The organism is Novacetimonas maltaceti (assembly GCF_002906255.1).
GTDB lineage: Bacteria > Pseudomonadota > Alphaproteobacteria > Acetobacterales > Acetobacteraceae > Novacetimonas > Novacetimonas maltaceti.
In genome coordinates this window covers 1-14,904 of the sequence record NZ_POTC01000017.1, presented here as the reverse complement: position 1 = coordinate 14,904, position 14,904 = coordinate 1, and the positions used below count along the sequence as shown (strand labels likewise).

Sequence of the window (14,904 nt, the reverse complement as noted above, 5' to 3'; positions counted from 1 at the left end):
AGGGTCAGGAGGAACTGAGATGTCGAACTATGGTGGCCTGAGCGGGGCTGCAGCGTTCATGTTGGGACGTGCATCGCACCAGTACGAACAGACGCTGGGAAACTCCATACAACGTGCGCTTTACGGCCGACGGTCTGCGCGACCGACAGAAGCCGATGAACTCGCTGACCTGCTTTCGCAGATGACAAGTTTACTGCGACAGAAGAACGCGGAATCTGACAGACTTGAGGAGCATCTGCTCAGATCCAGGGAATATGCTTCTGGTCTGGAGGCTCAGATCAAAGACCTGAAAGACACCCTCGCTCTTGCAGATGCAGCAACTGCGCGGCAGGCAGCTCAACTCAAGGCTGCTGGGGACCGAGAGGAACGCCTAGCGTGCGATCTTGAGGCAGCCCACGACAAATACCATCGACTTAGCGATGAGCATACAGTGCTGAAGACTAAAGCCGAGAACATGGAACGACGGATTTGGGGCTACCTTTCCATGGAAAATGAATGGAGAAAGCGGCAGCCCTAGTCGCAAGATCTTTGGTCAGGATGGTCGCCTCTACGCGGGAGACCATTCGTGAAACATTTCATTCTGCCTCTTGTCCTCTCCCCATGGCTTGCGGCATGCAGCGCTGGCAACGTGTCATCCGCTGCCCATGTGCATGGCCCAAAGGCTCCCCCAACCAGGCATGCGCGTTATGATCCGCACGCTGCATACGGATCGACACACGTAATCTGGACACCCCCCACGTACGATCGCGCCGGTACGATCGTCCGGCCTGATGATCCACGGGCGATGTCGGGGCGCGAGGATTATGAACACGCCTCTTGGGCAACAGGCGCTCAGGGCGGCGACAAGAACGCGCCTCCCGGCACGTTCTGAGTGCTCCGCCGATCCTGTCTATTCACCAGCGCAATGCAGACGGACTTGCGCTTACGGCCTGCGGGGAATGAGGCTGTCGGCGGTGGCGACAAATTGGCGAGCGGAACCTAGGCGGCGTTCGCGGATCTGCCAGTTGAGCCACGCGTTCTGAAACGCCACGAGTGTCAGAAATGTCCAGAAGGGCGCGAACTCCAGCGCAGCAAGGATTTGGCTGCCCTTCCAGTGGGAAAGGAGCATTTCTCCGGTCCAGCCAAGAACCAGAACAACGGCGAGCATACTGGCAGCGAGCGCCCGCCTGTATGTCTCATGTTGTCTCTGATCGAGTAAGATCGCGACAACGCGGGGTTCGACGCCATATTCGGCAGCAATCGCGGCGATATCAATAGGGGTACCGTCTGGCGCCCGCGGGTTCTGCATGCCGGCTTTAGGCTTTAGTAATGCCTTCCCGAGGGCTTCAATCAGCGCGGCATTTCTCGTCACATCGGACCAGGCGACCAATGTACGTGGATCGCCAATCACCAGGCGGGCAAGCTTGCGCGTTCTTGCAAAAAAACGTCGCGGGCCGGTCTGGACCTGTCGTGTCTTCATTGCGAGACCGAGGTGAGAAACGTGGCGACATCGGTGGGAACGCCGTCGATCCGGCCGATCCGGCCATTGCGGTGCATCCAGACGAAGGTTGGGGTCCCTGTGAGCCCTAGCTGCCGTGCAATCTCCGTATTGCGGACAAGCTTCTCCCCACTATCCGGTTCAGGTGCAGTCAATTCCGGGTTTAGACGACCGTTGACCCACGCTTGTGCCATTTCGTTTGCCGGAAGCGACAGCATGGCTCTCGCATTGACGGTACTAGCGCCATTATCCTCGTAATCAAGCAATGACAGCGGGACTATTTTCAGGCGAACTTTCCCGGCATCGACTGCGGGCTGAAGGATATGCATCGCCTTCATCGAGTAGACACATTGCGGGTCTATGAACATAATGACTTCTGGCGCTGAAGGTGTCCCTATAAGGCCTCCAGAGAGACCCTGGAGCCCGGACTGTTCGTTAGCGTCGGATGAAGCGCCAGAGATACTGATTTCTGGGACGGCTCCCGGAATGCCCCTGATCTGGTCTTTCGTGATATCCTGTCCGGTGGCGCCCCACATGCGGGCAGCGACTGCTGCCTTGCCATCCGGGGTCGCATAGATGACCTGAAAACGGTTATCTGCCCGAACAAACATTCCCCTGATGCCATCGACCGGTGCGAGATCGTGGGCGCGCGACCCGGCCAGGGAACGTAGGGTGTCGTAGGGTACCGGGATCAGCGTGCCGCTAAGCACGATCGCGTGGCTTTCCGGGGCGAAAAAGACCAGGAGTTCGTTCCGGGTATGGGCAATGCCAGCTTCGAAGCCGTGGAGATCGGGTAGTTTTTCGATGTTGGCCCCGGCGATCCCAAGGTGGGCAACTGCATCGGTCCTACCTTTATCATTGTGTTCCAGGGGCGGCCCTATGGTGTCGCTCCTGGACTCAATCGGAATAGACACAGAGCATTGCTGTCCTCGCGCTGGCACGTGCATGAACAGGAGAAATGGCAACACGTAGAAACTGCGCATGGCGGACTCCGGACAATACCTATGTCCCGTACGCCCTGATCACGCGACTACGATTAAAAAATCATTCCTTGTTGTTCCCCCTTTCTCGAGACAGGGGATTTTCAAAAGCAGGGTTAATCGGGGGGAGAATAAACGTCTCTTCTGCCTCGCTTCCTAACTCGTCGACTGACATCTCGCTTATCATTTTTACAAGGATATCAACGCGGAGTTGCAAATAATGGCAATCCGGATAGTCCTTTTTCAATTGACAGCCTTTTTCGTAGCAAAGCATCAGGATAGGATAAAGCGCCTGCGCCTGCTCACGCCTCGCGATTGAAGTTTTCGCCGGAGAAGCGATATATTCAATATTGCACCTAAGCGCTAAAATTGCTTGAACCAGCGTTAGACATAGCTGTCCAGATGGTTCGTCATCGATAAGCTCGAAACGCGAGTGAAGTTCATCAAACTTCATGTCATCCTCACACTGATCAAGACGAACACACTGAAGCAACGCAGTGCACGGTTGCCATGTTTCTTACGGAGCGCTGGAGCGGCATAACCCGATATACTTTGCTATTATTCACGATTTTCGTCGTGATTTAATCTGGTCACCTAGCTCCACGGAATCATGATCAGGCTACCCAATCTACACGATTCCGTATCGTTGTAACGTATATCTCATTATTGTTACCGAGTGTTTCGTCGATATTCTGCGGGCAACGTATGTTCGAAACATGCGGAGCTATTGCTGGGTGATCGAAGGGCAGTCATGCCTGGATGGCAAGAAAAAGCGTCTTCTACGTCATCTTGCGATCGGTCGTGGCTTGAAGCAACCACCAACATGCTGGATGACTGACGTATCGGAAGACATCCGCATCGTACCATCCGACCCATAGATCGCAGGAAATGATCCATGCATGCTCCAAGCGAAGTTGCAAAAGGCTGAAAGAAGTTCAGAATATCTGTACTTGGATAATAGATCATGTTAGCATCATGCGATGCGCAGGACCAATATGACATCCAGAAGATCAACGAGCGCCGTTCCCCCAGAGAAAACAATACAGCTTGGACTGTTCCCACTATCGGTCCAGTTGCGCCGTATTCAACCCAGTTTCAATGAGTGGCGGTATTACGGACTGTCAGTTCAGCCCGACCTGTTCGGTGGTGCCGCGCTTGTTCGTAACTGGGGCAGGATCGGGACAGCTGGCACCCAGCGCGTGGATCTCTATCCGGATGAAGGCGCCGCGGTGAATGCCCTGACCGCGATGATCCGTTATCGCCTGAAACGCGGCTATATCGTTACACAGCCATGACTGGCTGCATTACCTGCAGGGGTAACCCGGTGTGATCATCGGACAGGTGATAGAGATAAATACTGTATCCGCTCACCACGTCATGGAAAATTCGTGTGTGGATATATTCGGACTAAAAAACTTATCATCGACATTGGGGTGAGCCGTAGTTTTCGTGAAAGGCCCGTTGCATAAGCCAGTTTACGCCGTCTGATAGCGTAATCAGGGGCAGGCTCCGCCGCATACAATTTGCGTAAAACTTGATGTTCATGGTGCGATGTGATCGATGTATGCAACGTACCGCAATATATAATTCAGCTTTCGATACGCCATATTTTGCCGATTGCATATAGACTTACACTCCGGCAATGTTATTCGGTAAAAATATAGCGGAGAGGCTTTATCATGGACCAATCAGACGACCTATCCCCGGCAATTGTAATTGCCATGAGCGACATCGTGGCAGCGCATCTCGGCAATACCAATACCTCTCTGCCGACAGAACATGTCCCGGCGTTTATCCGCGATGTCTACGCTGCTATCCGCGAAACAACACCGGACACAGAGAAAAACAGCAGCATTCCTGCCCAGCAGCCTGCAGTTCCAGTCGGGCAGTCGGTGTTTCCTGACCACATCGTCTGTCTGGAAGATGGCAAAAAACTCAAAATGCTCAAGCGTCACCTGCAGACAAGGTACGGAATGACGCCAACGCAATACCGAGAGAAGTGGCAGCTTCCTATGGATTATCCCATGGTTGCTCCGGAGTATGCCAAAATGCGGGCGGCTCTGGCGCGAGACGCGGGTCTTGGACGCAAGATTTTGGTTCCCCCGACCGGTCCCGTGGGCGAGGCAACTGTAGTCCCTTCTGTTGATAGTGCGACGAAAGAAATATCGGTCGATACTTCTGAGGCCGTAGTGCCCGCCAAAAAAACGATTTCGAAGCGATCCAGGTCGTCGGCAACTGAAACCGGATCTTCCGCAGCATCGCCAAGGAAAACGCCGGGTTCCAAGACTTCAGCGAGACCGCGTGCGATACGGAAGACCGGCACGAAAGCAAAAGGGGCCAAGGTCTGACTGATCAGCCCGGCCTATCGGGCTTGGTTATAAGGCAACTAGGCATCCATGCATCACCCGAACGTCAGGATGATCAGATGATGAATGTCCATGAGGAAGGTGATCGAGTTATCATTGAGCCGGTTCGCGCCACACTGCTCAAACTGGAAGATCTCGTCGCCGGGATTACCGATCTGAACGGGCATGATGAAATTGACTTTGGACAGTCTGTAGGTGACGAAAGCTGGTGAGCATCAAATCCCAGGTCACGTGGGTTCCTGACTGCGGCGACATTGTCTGGTTGGAATTTGATCCCTCAGCCGGGGCGGAAACGGGCTGTGCATCGGCCTGCGGTGCTTCTCAGCCCTGCAAGTTATAATGCCAAAGCGGGGATGACGCTTTGCTGCCCCATGACCACTAAAATCAAAGGCTATCCGTTTGAAGTAGCCGTGGTAGTAAAACCCGCCAGTGTGGTCCTCTCTGATCAGGTGAGAAGTCTGGACTGGCGGATGCGGAACGCGAAGCTCAAAGGAAAGGTCTCGGCAAAGGAAATTGAGGCAGTTCGTCAGCATGCCAGATTACTGGCTGGCCGAGGGAAACAGGGAAGCCCGAACATTTCAATGTATTCAAACATGTCCTGCCGGACTTCTTAATATGTGTTGTAGGTTCGACGCTGCATGCGCTTGTCTGATGAGCGATCAACCACGTTCTACGCCGACATACAGGGCAACGTTGGCCTCTGCGCCAGAAAACGGAAACATGAGATGTGCAGCACAGCCGAACAGGGTCACGTTCGGTTGCGGCTGCCAGCACATTCCTGGCGGTAGGTTGCTATACGTTAGCAATGGCACCGGGCTGTGGTCGGGTTTTGTACTCTAATTGGGCAGGGGTGTGAAATCACCTGTTTCAGTCTGGGTGCGGGGTGAGTCTGGAGCCTTATCCTGACGCCGATGAGCGTTCAAAACGCCGGGTACCGGCTAGACGAGCCATCAGCCCGCATATGAGTGCGGCTGCACAACGCGGGCCTATGTATGATACCGGTGATCGGGTTGAAAAAGGCAGAGCTGGGTACCGAGGGCACGACAGCATCATGTCCGTCCGTAGCAAGGAACTTTAACAGATGCTCAAATCCGAGATACGAGCCTAGCCAGCTGTGGCAGAGCAGCACAAGTGGGCAAGACGCCACGCCTTCGGTGGGTGTTATTGACAGCCAGCCGGTTAAAACCGCTACAACAGCGGCCGCTGTGGTTATGACGCGAGCAAAAAAAAATCAAGGGTCGCGAGCGGCATATCTCGACCGACACGCTGTGTCATGTCGTGGCAGCTGTCGTGCATCCCGCCGACATTCAGGATCATAACGGTGCGCCGCTGGCAGCAACCAAAATACGCTCATTGTTCGCTTGGCTGCGCCATCTGATTGGTGAGGGTGGATATGCTGGCGAGAAGTTGCGTGGTGTGCTGGTCGAACGTGGCCGACGGACGATCGAGATCGTCAAGCGCAGCGATCGGGCTGAAGGCTTCATCATCATGCCGAAACGCTGGATCGTGGAGCATCGCTTCGTATGGCTCGGACGCTGCCGCCGTTTCACGAAACATGTCGAGGCACCAATCTCGTTATCCTGTGCACAGGTGATGATTGTCCATATCTGCAGGGTGCTGAGACAAATCAATCAAACCGCTTTCTAATTCAGGCTCTAACAGAGCCTTAAATTCACATATGAAATTATCGCTTACTCTAAATATAGAAATGATAATCATTTTCATAATATAAATTCTCTTTTGTAGACCGGATGTTCAGGTTCACGTCAGGTTTCTCTGTTACCGTCAGAAAGTCATCGTCGTGATGGCAGGAACTTTATGTACGCCGGGGAACAGACGCTTATTATGCAAAGGATAGTGCGGGATAGTCTGTATGCAGCCTGTATTTTCTTCCTAGGGGTGTCGGCCGCTTGGGCGGATGATGGGACAGAGGGCATATGTATGATGGTCCGGCATGGTATACGTTTGCATGTAGATGGCATGTATGGGGGTTATCCCCATTCCGTACTGCGTGACGCCGTGCTGCAGGGCGTGGCGTGCCCCTCTGATGAAGCTGAACGGCATGTCTTCGGTCTCATTGCCGACCCGCCGCCACACCTGCGTATTTCCGTTACGAGGCCCATGGGGCAGGGGCAGCAGGGGGCGATTTCGGCCCGGCTGTTCTCGCAGGGGCATTTTGTCATCGGGGAACGCATGTCCCTTTCGCCCCTGGCGCGTTCGCAGTCCCCGTTTTCGGTCACGTCCGAGATCAATCTGCTGATGGCGCGACTGTGGAGCGATTTGGCCGAACGGATCAGCCATGGTGGTCGCGCCATTCCATGATGGCCTGAAGCATGAACCGCGCCATCCCCCCCATCGTGTCGATCGCCATGGCCTGTGCCCTGCCATGGATGGCCCTGGCCCAGGACGCCCGCCCTGGCCCATCCTTCCATGAAGCCGTCGGCATGGCCTGGGCGATCGATCCCGTCCGCACCGAACTTCAGGTCGGCCATCATTCCGCCCGCGCCCGCGCCAGCGCTGCCGGGTCATGGTTTGCCGGCGGCCCGACCCTGTCGGGTGAATACATGGATGACCACATGCTGGGCAGTAACGAAGGCTATACAACCTATCAGGGCGGCGTGTCGGTGCCGCTGTGGCTGCCGGGGCAGGGCAGCGCCACGAAACAGGTCGCCAGCGCGGAAGCCGCGTCGATTGATGAACAGCTCAATGTCGAACACATGGCACTGTCCATCCGGGTGCTTGATGCAGGCGCCGCCGCCCTGATCGCCCGCAGCCGGGTGGATGTGGCCCGCACCCTGTATGATGCGACCGCGCGCATGGCCGCCAGCGCCACGCGCGCGGTGCAGGGGGGCGAACTGGCCGCGACCGACGGGCAGGTGGCGCAGGCGGCGATGGAGAACGCGCGCGATGAACTGGCCCTGGCACAGGAGGAAGCGCAGAACGCGACTACGGCCCTGGAGGTGCTGCTGGGGCGCCCGGTTGTGCCTGACCTGAGCCGTTATGGTGGCGGCGACGTGACGCAGGCCCGTTTTGTCAGCCCGCGCGACATGGAAGACAACGATCCCCGCATAAAGGTCGCGCACCGCAATGTGGAAGCCGCCGAAGCGAACATGAAACTGGCGCGCCGTTCGTTCATGCCCAACCCGGAAATCGGCGTGGACGCCATTCATGAAAAGCAGTACGGCAGCCCGTGGGATGATCGTGTGGGCGTGAATTTCAGCATCCCCCTGCCCAGCGAGGTCCGTAACACGCCCATCATGTCCGAAGCCCGCAACCGCCTGGCCACGGCCACCAGCCAGGAAACGCAGGCGCGGCGCATGGTGCATCTGGAAATGATGCGCGTGCGTGAACGCCTGATCGCGGCCACCACGGCACGACAGGCTACCCGCAGTGCCGCAGAGAATATGGAAAAGCGGGCCCAGGCGCAGGAACGGGCCTGGCGGGTAGGCGAAGCCGGTGTGGATACGGCGCTTGCCGCCCGGCAGGCGGCCGCCAATACCCGACTGGCCAGTGCCCGGGCTGAGGTGGAATGGCATGTCGCCAGCATCCGCATGCTGATTGCAACAGGTGTTGTGCCATGAAGCGGATTGCCTCCATCCTGTTTCTTCTCGGCCTGCCCGCCCTGCCTGCCCATGCCGGGGAGGGGGCGCTGCCCCCGATCGTGAAGCTGGACGGGGCGGCGGTTGCCAATGAAGGGGTAACCATCGTCACGGCCACGCCGGGTCGCGTGGCACCCATGCTGCCGGTCATGAGCCGGGTCATGCCCGATACGACGCGGGTCGTGCATATCCATCCCGCCGGCAGTGGCAAGGTGCTGGCAGTAATGGTACAGCCCGGAGCATCCGTGCAGCGGGGGCAGGCGCTGGTGCGCTATCAGGATCATTCCCTGCATGTTGCGCGCCTGCAGGCGGTTCAGATGCGTGCAGCGCTTGCTGCCGCCATTGCGGCCCGGACCGATGCGGCAGGCGCGGTGCAGCGGGCTAGGGCACTGGCTGGCGAGAGCATATCATTGGCCGAACTGCGCCGCAGGCAGGACGTGCTGGCACAGGCGGATGCCACCATGCGTGCACGCCAGGCGGATGTGGACACGTTGGGCCACCGTTTTGCCGAGGAGTTCAATTCATCATCGGAGCAGGACAGTCAGGGCGCGGAAGACGAAACCTCGACCCTGATCTCCCCTGTCAACGGCATGGTGCAGGTGATCGGTACGTCAGTGGCGGGTGATGTGGACCCGAGCATGGATGTGGCCACCGTCGCGGATCTGTCCAGCATATGGCTTGTCTCCGACATCCCGCCGGACCAGGCGGCGCGGATCGCACCAGGCGGCCAGCAGGTAACGCGGACGGCAGACGGCCCGTTTACATCCCGTATCGATACGGTGGACGGGATGGCCAGTTCCCTGACCGGGCTGGTCCGGGTCATAAGCCGTGTGTCAAACCCCACTGGCGCGCTGGTGCCCGGTATGGTGCTGGATTCCGCACTGGCTCAGCGTGACAGCGTGGCGGGTCTTGTCGTGCCGTCCGAAGCCATCCAGCAGATTGACGGGCGCAGCGTCGTGTTCGTGCGGGTGAACGCGACGGACTACCGGCCGGTCGTGGTCGATGTGGCACTGGATGACGGGCGGCAGGCAGTGCTGCGTTCCGGCCTGACAGAGGGCGAGCCGGTGGTGGGTCATGGTAGTTTTGCCCTGCGTTCCGTCATCGGTCTGGCCGGAATGGATGCAGACTGATGGCACATGCCTACCTTGCCACCCTGATCCGCGCGCGCATGCTGGTGCTGGGCGGTCTTGGCCTGCTGCTGGCCGCGGGCATCATGACTGTCCTGGGCCTGCCGGTGGAAGCGGTGCCGGATATTTCGCCCCGGCAGGTTCTCGTCTCGGTCGTGGCGCCGGGCCTTGCGACGGAGGAAGTGGAAAAACTCATCACCTTTCCCGTCGAGACCAGCATGACCGGAATCCCCGGCATGACTGACCTGCGTTCCGTATCGCGCGGCGGCGTCTCGGTGGTGTATGTGCAGTTTGCCGATGATACCGACATCAACCTGGACCGCACCCGCGTGAACGAGCGCATGCAGCAGGCGCGTTCAAACATATCCGTGCCCGGCATTACCGTCAGCATGGGGCCGCTGGCCACTGGCATGGGCGAAATCATGCAGTTCCAGATCCGTGGCGCGGGGCGTTCGCTCATGGAACTCAACCGCATCATGAACTGGACCGTGGTGCCGCAGATGCGTCTTGTACCCGGTGTGGTGGATGTCAACGTCAATGGCGGGGCGGAAGAAACCTATGAGGTGACGCTGGACCCCGCGCGGCTGATCGGCAGCAACCTTTCGGTAGGCGAGGTCTATCGTGCGGTGGATGCCGGCAACGCGGCATCCGGCGGCGGATGGATCACGCACCATGCCGAACAGCAGAGCGTGGTCGGACGCGGGCTGGTGGGCAGCCTTGCGGATTTTGGCAATATCGCCGTGCGGACCAACCCCGATGGCTCCGCCGTGCGGCTGCGTGACCTTGGCCGCATCACTAGGGGCGCGCGCACCCGTCTGGGGGCGGTAACGCGTGACGGGCAGGGCGAGATCGTGATCGGCGTGGTGATGATGGAAAGCGGGGCGAGTTCCAACGCAACGCTTGCCGCCATCAACCGTGCGCTGCCGGGCATACGGCAGGCTTTGCCCGCAGGCGTCACGATCGAACCCTATTACACCCGCGCCACCCTGACCGGGCAGACCATCGCCACCGTGCGTGACAACCTGGTCATGGGCGCCGTGCTGGTGGTGGGGGTGCTGGTGGTGGTGATCGGGAGCTGGCAGGCCGCCCTTGTCATTGCCTCGGTCATTCCGGTTGCCCTTGTCTGCGCGATGGCGGGCATGCGGCAGTTCGGTATCTCGGCCAACCTGCTCAGCCTTGGCGCAATCGATTTCGGCATGATTGTCGATGGTTCGCTGGTGGTGATCGAACATGTGCTGTCGCGCAGGGAGGAGGAGCCGGACGCCGAATTCATTCCGCTGGTCATCTCCTCCGTGCAGCAGGTCATGCGCCCGGTGGGGTTTGCCATACTGGTCATCATCATGGTCTATCTGCCGATCCTGACCCTGCAGGGGATCGAGGGGCACATGTTCCGCCCCATGGCGCAGACGGTCATCATGGCGCTGCTGGCGTCGCTGGCGTACTGCTTCATCTGCGTGCCCGTTCTGGCCGCCCTTGCGCTGGGGGGCGTGCGGCCTGCGGGTGATACGCGGCTGATTGCCTTCCTGCGCCGGCCCTATACCCATATGGTGACATGGGGGGAAACCCATCCACGCATCCTGTTTGGCGGTACGCTGGTGGTGCTGGCCCTTTCAGCGGGGCTTGCGATGAGGCTGGGCGGTGAGTTCATTCCCCAGCTTGATGAAGGGGCGCTGGCGGTCACCACCACGCGGCTGCCCTCGGCCTCGCTTGATACCGTGCTGGCTTCGGTCACGAAGCAGGAGCAGATCCTGCGCAGCTTCCCTGAAGTGCGCGCGGTGGTCAGCAATACCGGCACGTCCGCCATTCCCACCGACCCGATGGGCGTGAACGAGACCGACAGCTTCATCTTCCTCAACCCGCCCTCCACATGGAAAACCGCCCGCACGCAGGCGGGGCTGGTCGCCGCGATGGATGATACCCTGCGGCGCGAACTGCCCGATGCGCTGTATTCATGGAGCCAGCCGGTGCAGATGCGCATGGATGACCTGCTCTCTGGCGTGCGCACGCAGATTGCCGTCTCGATCTTTGGCGATGACCTGGCCATGCTGGCCGAGCTGGGTGACCGGGTGGTGGCGGCTATGTCCGGCGTGAAGGGGGCAGCGGACGTGGCGGCTGCGGGGGACGGCACCGTGCCGCTGATCGTGGTCGACATTGACCGCACGCAGGCTGCCAGCCGCAATGTGGCGGTGCAGGACATTCTCGATACGGTGGAGGCCATAGGCGGGCATATCGGCGCCCGGCCGGTGATCGTGGATAACGCCATCATCGGCACGCAGGTCCGCCTTGACCCCCGCGTGGCGACATCCGCCGCCGCCATTGGCGCGCTGCAGGTCCGGCGGATGGACGGGCAGGGGAATGCGATGCTGTCACAGGTGGCGCATGTGCATGAAGTCGATGGGCCGCCGCGCATAAGCCGCGACCGGGTACGCCGGCGCATGGTGGTGCAGGCCAACGTGCGCGGGCGTGACCTTGCATCATTCGTGGCCGAAGCACAGGCCCGTGTGGCGCGGGACGTAAAACTGCCTGCAGGATATAACATGCAGTGGGACGGGCAGTTCCGTAACCTGCAATCAGCTACAAGGCGGCTGGAGATCGTGCTGCCCGTTGCCCTTGGCCTGATCTTTGCGCTGCTGGTGGTGGCGTTTGGCGCGGTGCGGCCCGCGCTGCTGGTGTTCGTCAACCTGCCGGTGGCGGCAACCGGCGGCATCGTGGCGCTGACGCTGCGCGGCATGCCGTTCAGCATTTCGGCGGGGATCGGCTTCATCGCGCTGTTTGGCGTGGCGATCCTGAATGGCGTGGTGCTGGTCAGTGAGATCGCAGCCCTGCGGGCACGGGGAATGGCCGTGGCACAGGCGGCCTTTGCGGCCGCGGAATCCCGCTTCCGTCCCGTCATGGCCACAGCCCTTGTCGCCAGCCTTGGCTTTTTTCCCATGGCGTTTTCCGAAAGTGCGGGCGCGGAAGTCGAGCGCCCGCTGGCCAGTGTGGTGATCGGCGGGCTGGTCACGTCCACGTTGCTGACCCTGCTTGTGCTGCCATCACTGTATGCCCGGGTCATGCGGGAAAAGGATCAGGACTGATGCGTATCCTTATTGTCGAGGATGAATACGATCTGGGTGTGGCGGTGCAGGAGCGCGTGGGTCTGGACGGGCATGCCGTGGACTGGTTCACGACGCTGGAGGACGCGCGCGCGGCCATGGCAACGGTGGATTATGATTTCATGCTGCTCGACCTTGGCCTGCCCGATGGAAGTGGGCGCGACCTGTTGCGTGAGGTCCGTCGGACATCATCAGACATCGCCATCCTCATCACCACGGCAGAGGACCAGATCAGTGACCGTATCGCGGGTCTGTCCGAAGGGGCAGATGATTATATCGTCAAGCCCTATGACCTGAATGAACTCGTGGCACGTATTGCGGCAGTGGCCCGCCGGTATGCATCGCCGCGCAGGCACGCGCACTGCCGCGTGGGAGAGATTACGATAGACCGGGAGAACCGGTCTGTATCGCGTGATGGCGAGCGGCTGGACCTGACCGCGCGGGAATGGAGCATCATGGAACTGCTGTCGCGCAGTCCGGGCCGGATCTATTCGCGCCAGCAGATTGACACCGCGCTGTATGCGCTGGACCGGGACGTGGACATCAATACCGTCGAGGTTTTCATCAGCCGCCTGCGGCGCAAGGTCGGCAACACGGTCATCCGGACCATACGCGGCCGTGGCTACTGCCTCGATGCAAGGGACGGCGCATGAAAAGCTGGAGCCTGTCTACCCGGATCATCAGCAGCGTACTCATGGTCGTGATACTGGGGCTGCTGATCCTCAGTGTCGCGGTAGGTGGATTTACCCGCTACGAGGTAACGGAACGGCTGGACAACTCGCTTCAGGAAGTTTCCGAGCGCCTGCAGACGGCTGTGGAGACACGACTGCATGATCCGGGTGCGGCGTCGTCCATCGCCTGGCTGCCGGAAGTCGGGCCACGCACCCTGGCCTATCAGATCGTGGATGTGACCGGGCATGTCGTGTTGCGTTCCCAGAATGCCCCGCAGGACGCATTCGAGCGCGCGTGGCGGACCTGGTTTGCTAATGTTCCGCATTTTCGCGTTTATGTCGCGTCACCCGTGGCGGAGAAATACCGCGTTCTTGTGGGGGAACCGACCTTCCACCGGCGCGAGGCCGTCCGGCGCGCGATGCTGATCTCTGTCGTGCCCATGCTGCTTTTCATGCCGGTGATCTGGTGGCTGGTGCGCCTGATCGTGCGGCGCGCCCTGCGCCCGCTGGACCTGCTGCATGACGAGATGCGCGCACGTGGCAGCGGCAACCTTCAGCCCATTCCCCCCCTTGATCTCCCTGACGAACTAGTCTCCATCCAGCGCTCGATCAATACGCTGTTGGCGCGGTTGGAGGCAGCGCTCTCTACCGAGCGCGCCTTTGCCGCAAGCGCTGCGCATGAACTGCGTAACCCGCTTGGAGCCCTTCTGGCGCAGGTACAGATGCTGGGCCGACTGATGCCGGCGGCTTCGGATACGGGCCGGCGGGTGGAGCTCATTGCCGACCGGACCCGCAGGCTGGGCCGCACGGTGGAAAAACTGCTGCAGTTTTCCCGCGCCTCGTCCGGCGTCGCTTTCCGGCGCGACCGTTTCGACCTGATGACCGTAGTGCATGTCCTTGTCGATGATCTTGGGCATAATCCGTGTGACGGGCAGGGCATTGTCATCGCGCCAGACGGGATTCACCACATATTCGTACATGGTGACATGGATGCGACCGGCATCATGTTGCGCAACCTGCTTGAAAACGCCCTGCTGCATGGAGGGCACCATATGCCCGTGCGGGTGGCCGTGCTACCAGATGGTGGAATCGACATCACCAATGACTGCCCCGCGCTGCCACCCGGCATATTCCAGCGGCTGACTAGGGCCTGTTAGGGCTTGATCCAGTCTGCTGCGGCAGCGATGTGGATGACCGCGAGGAACGACGTTGCTGTTTTTTCATATCTGGTTGCGACAGCGCGCCACTCCTTGAGGCGAGCCCAGAGGTTCTCAACGAGATGCCGACACCGATAGGCCCATTTGGGGCAGGCGACCGGGCCATCGCGTCGTTTCGCGGGAATGGCTGGCCGTGCTCCCATGTCCCATATCCGTTCACGCATGGCGTTCGACGCGTAGCCCTTGTCCGCTACTACCCACAGGGGAGTGGCGGGAAGGCTGTCGAGCATGGCTGGTGCCAGAGGCAGTTCATGAGCCTGTCCAGGGGCCAGCGCAAAACCGAAGGCTTTTCCATGTCCATCAGCGATCACGCAGACTTTTGTGCCATAGCCGCCGCGAGAGCGGCCAAGTGCTTCACGATGGTCTCGCTCT

14 protein-coding genes and 2 pseudogenes are annotated in these 14,904 nt (G+C 59.7%); 12 read left to right on the top strand and 4 right to left on the bottom strand.

Annotation, left to right across the window (positions count from 1 at the left end; translation table 11 throughout):
- Nucleotides 1–19 precede the first annotated feature (19 nt).
- Nucleotides 20–517, top strand: a complete 498-nt coding sequence (locus KMAL_RS07940) for a hypothetical protein (protein ID WP_061275192.1) — start codon at nt 20–22, stop codon at nt 515–517.
- Nucleotides 518–922: 405 nt separating this feature from the next.
- On the opposite strand, the gene KMAL_RS07930 is transcribed toward KMAL_RS07940, so the two are convergent.
- The 3 genes from KMAL_RS07930 to KMAL_RS07920 form a co-directional block, all read right to left on the bottom strand.
- Complete coding sequence (locus tag KMAL_RS07930; protein ID WP_110095199.1) at nt 923–1,459, bottom strand: hypothetical protein; 537 nt, start codon at nt 1,457–1,459, stop codon at nt 923–925.
- On the bottom strand, nt 1,456–2,460 hold the full coding sequence (locus tag KMAL_RS07925) for a thiol:disulfide interchange protein (protein ID WP_167376464.1): 1,005 nt from the start codon (nt 2,458–2,460) through the stop codon (nt 1,456–1,458). Before KMAL_RS07925 ends, KMAL_RS07930 begins: the two co-directional genes overlap by 4 nt.
- Nucleotides 2,461–2,521: 61 nt before the next feature.
- Nucleotides 2,522–2,911, bottom strand: a complete 390-nt coding sequence (locus tag KMAL_RS07920; RefSeq protein WP_087608997.1) for a hypothetical protein — start codon at nt 2,909–2,911, stop codon at nt 2,522–2,524.
- Between the two features lie 541 nt (nt 2,912–3,452).
- Between KMAL_RS07920 and KMAL_RS07915 the strand changes: the two genes are divergently transcribed.
- The 11 genes and pseudogenes from KMAL_RS07915 to KMAL_RS07870 all read left to right on the top strand — a co-directional run.
- Nucleotides 3,453–3,752: a WGR domain-containing protein gene (locus KMAL_RS07915; RefSeq protein ID WP_039736669.1), complete on the top strand. Its 300-nt coding sequence runs from the start codon at nt 3,453–3,455 to the stop codon at nt 3,750–3,752.
- Nucleotides 3,753–4,136: 384 nt separating this feature from the next.
- Nucleotides 4,137–4,805, top strand: coding sequence for a MucR family transcriptional regulator (locus KMAL_RS07910; protein ID WP_110095198.1), 669 nt, complete (start codon nt 4,137–4,139; stop codon nt 4,803–4,805).
- Between the two features lie 77 nt (nt 4,806–4,882).
- Entirely contained in the window at nt 4,883–5,035 is a 153-nt protein-coding gene (locus tag KMAL_RS17230) for an AbrB/MazE/SpoVT family DNA-binding domain-containing protein (protein ID WP_029335895.1), read from the top strand.
- A gap of 87 nt (nt 5,036–5,122) precedes the next feature.
- Complete coding sequence (locus KMAL_RS07905; protein WP_306308847.1) at nt 5,123–5,437, top strand: type II toxin-antitoxin system PemK/MazF family toxin; 315 nt, start codon at nt 5,123–5,125, stop codon at nt 5,435–5,437.
- A gap of 519 nt (nt 5,438–5,956) precedes the next feature.
- Nucleotides 5,957–6,470, top strand: a pseudogene (locus tag KMAL_RS07900) (transposase); the annotation flags it as partial.
- Between the two features lie 198 nt (nt 6,471–6,668).
- A complete protein-coding gene (locus KMAL_RS07895) occupies nt 6,669–7,145 on the top strand; it encodes a hypothetical protein (protein ID WP_408887905.1) in 477 nt (158 codons plus the stop codon).
- Between the two features lie 11 nt (nt 7,146–7,156).
- The gene (locus KMAL_RS07890; RefSeq protein ID WP_019092071.1) at nt 7,157–8,404 is read left to right on the top strand and encodes a TolC family protein; all 1,248 of its coding nucleotides are present in this window, start codon (nt 7,157–7,159) and stop codon (nt 8,402–8,404) included.
- Entirely contained in the window at nt 8,401–9,552 is a 1,152-nt protein-coding gene (locus KMAL_RS07885) for an efflux RND transporter periplasmic adaptor subunit (protein WP_019092070.1), read from the top strand. The genes KMAL_RS07890 and KMAL_RS07885 overlap by 4 nt, the downstream gene beginning before the upstream one ends.
- Nucleotides 9,552–12,626, top strand: a complete 3,075-nt coding sequence (locus KMAL_RS07880; protein ID WP_110095197.1) for an efflux RND transporter permease subunit — start codon at nt 9,552–9,554, stop codon at nt 12,624–12,626. Before KMAL_RS07885 ends, KMAL_RS07880 begins: the two co-directional genes overlap by 1 nt.
- Entirely contained in the window at nt 12,626–13,297 is a 672-nt protein-coding gene (locus tag KMAL_RS07875; RefSeq protein WP_110095196.1) for a response regulator transcription factor, read from the top strand. Before KMAL_RS07880 ends, KMAL_RS07875 begins: the two co-directional genes overlap by 1 nt.
- Nucleotides 13,294–14,460, top strand: a pseudogene (locus KMAL_RS07870) (histidine kinase dimerization/phospho-acceptor domain-containing protein); the annotation flags it as partial. The gene KMAL_RS07875 and the pseudogene KMAL_RS07870, both read left to right, overlap by 4 nt.
- Before the next feature lie 8 nt (nt 14,461–14,468).
- Here the strand turns inward: KMAL_RS07870 and KMAL_RS07865 are convergent.
- The coding region (locus KMAL_RS07865) for an IS5 family transposase (protein ID WP_110095195.1) at nt 14,469–14,904 on the bottom strand (436 nt) is incomplete at its 5' end.

Coding starts and splice junctions, on each gene's coding strand:
- KMAL_RS07895 (WP_408887905.1), top strand. CDS start 6,669: ATGCAAAGGATAGTGCGGGATAGTCTGTATGCAGCCTGTATTTTCTTC.
- KMAL_RS07890 (WP_019092071.1), top strand. CDS start 7,157: ATGAACCGCGCCATCCCCCCCATCGTGTCGATCGCCATGGCCTGTGCC.
- KMAL_RS07885 (WP_019092070.1), top strand. CDS start 8,401: ATGAAGCGGATTGCCTCCATCCTGTTTCTTCTCGGCCTGCCCGCCCTG.
- KMAL_RS07915 (WP_039736669.1), top strand. CDS start 3,453: ATGACATCCAGAAGATCAACGAGCGCCGTTCCCCCAGAGAAAACAATA.
- KMAL_RS07875 (WP_110095196.1), top strand. CDS start 12,626: ATGCGTATCCTTATTGTCGAGGATGAATACGATCTGGGTGTGGCGGTG.
- KMAL_RS07910 (WP_110095198.1), top strand. CDS start 4,137: ATGGACCAATCAGACGACCTATCCCCGGCAATTGTAATTGCCATGAGC.
- KMAL_RS07880 (WP_110095197.1), top strand. CDS start 9,552: ATGGCACATGCCTACCTTGCCACCCTGATCCGCGCGCGCATGCTGGTG.
- KMAL_RS07925 (WP_167376464.1), bottom strand. CDS start 2,460: ATGCGCAGTTTCTACGTGTTGCCATTTCTCCTGTTCATGCACGTGCCA.
- KMAL_RS07920 (WP_087608997.1), bottom strand. CDS start 2,911: ATGAAGTTTGATGAACTTCACTCGCGTTTCGAGCTTATCGATGACGAA.
- KMAL_RS07930 (WP_110095199.1), bottom strand. CDS start 1,459: ATGAAGACACGACAGGTCCAGACCGGCCCGCGACGTTTTTTTGCAAGA.
- KMAL_RS17230 (WP_029335895.1), top strand. CDS start 4,883: ATGATGAATGTCCATGAGGAAGGTGATCGAGTTATCATTGAGCCGGTT.
- KMAL_RS07940 (WP_061275192.1), top strand. CDS start 20: ATGTCGAACTATGGTGGCCTGAGCGGGGCTGCAGCGTTCATGTTGGGA.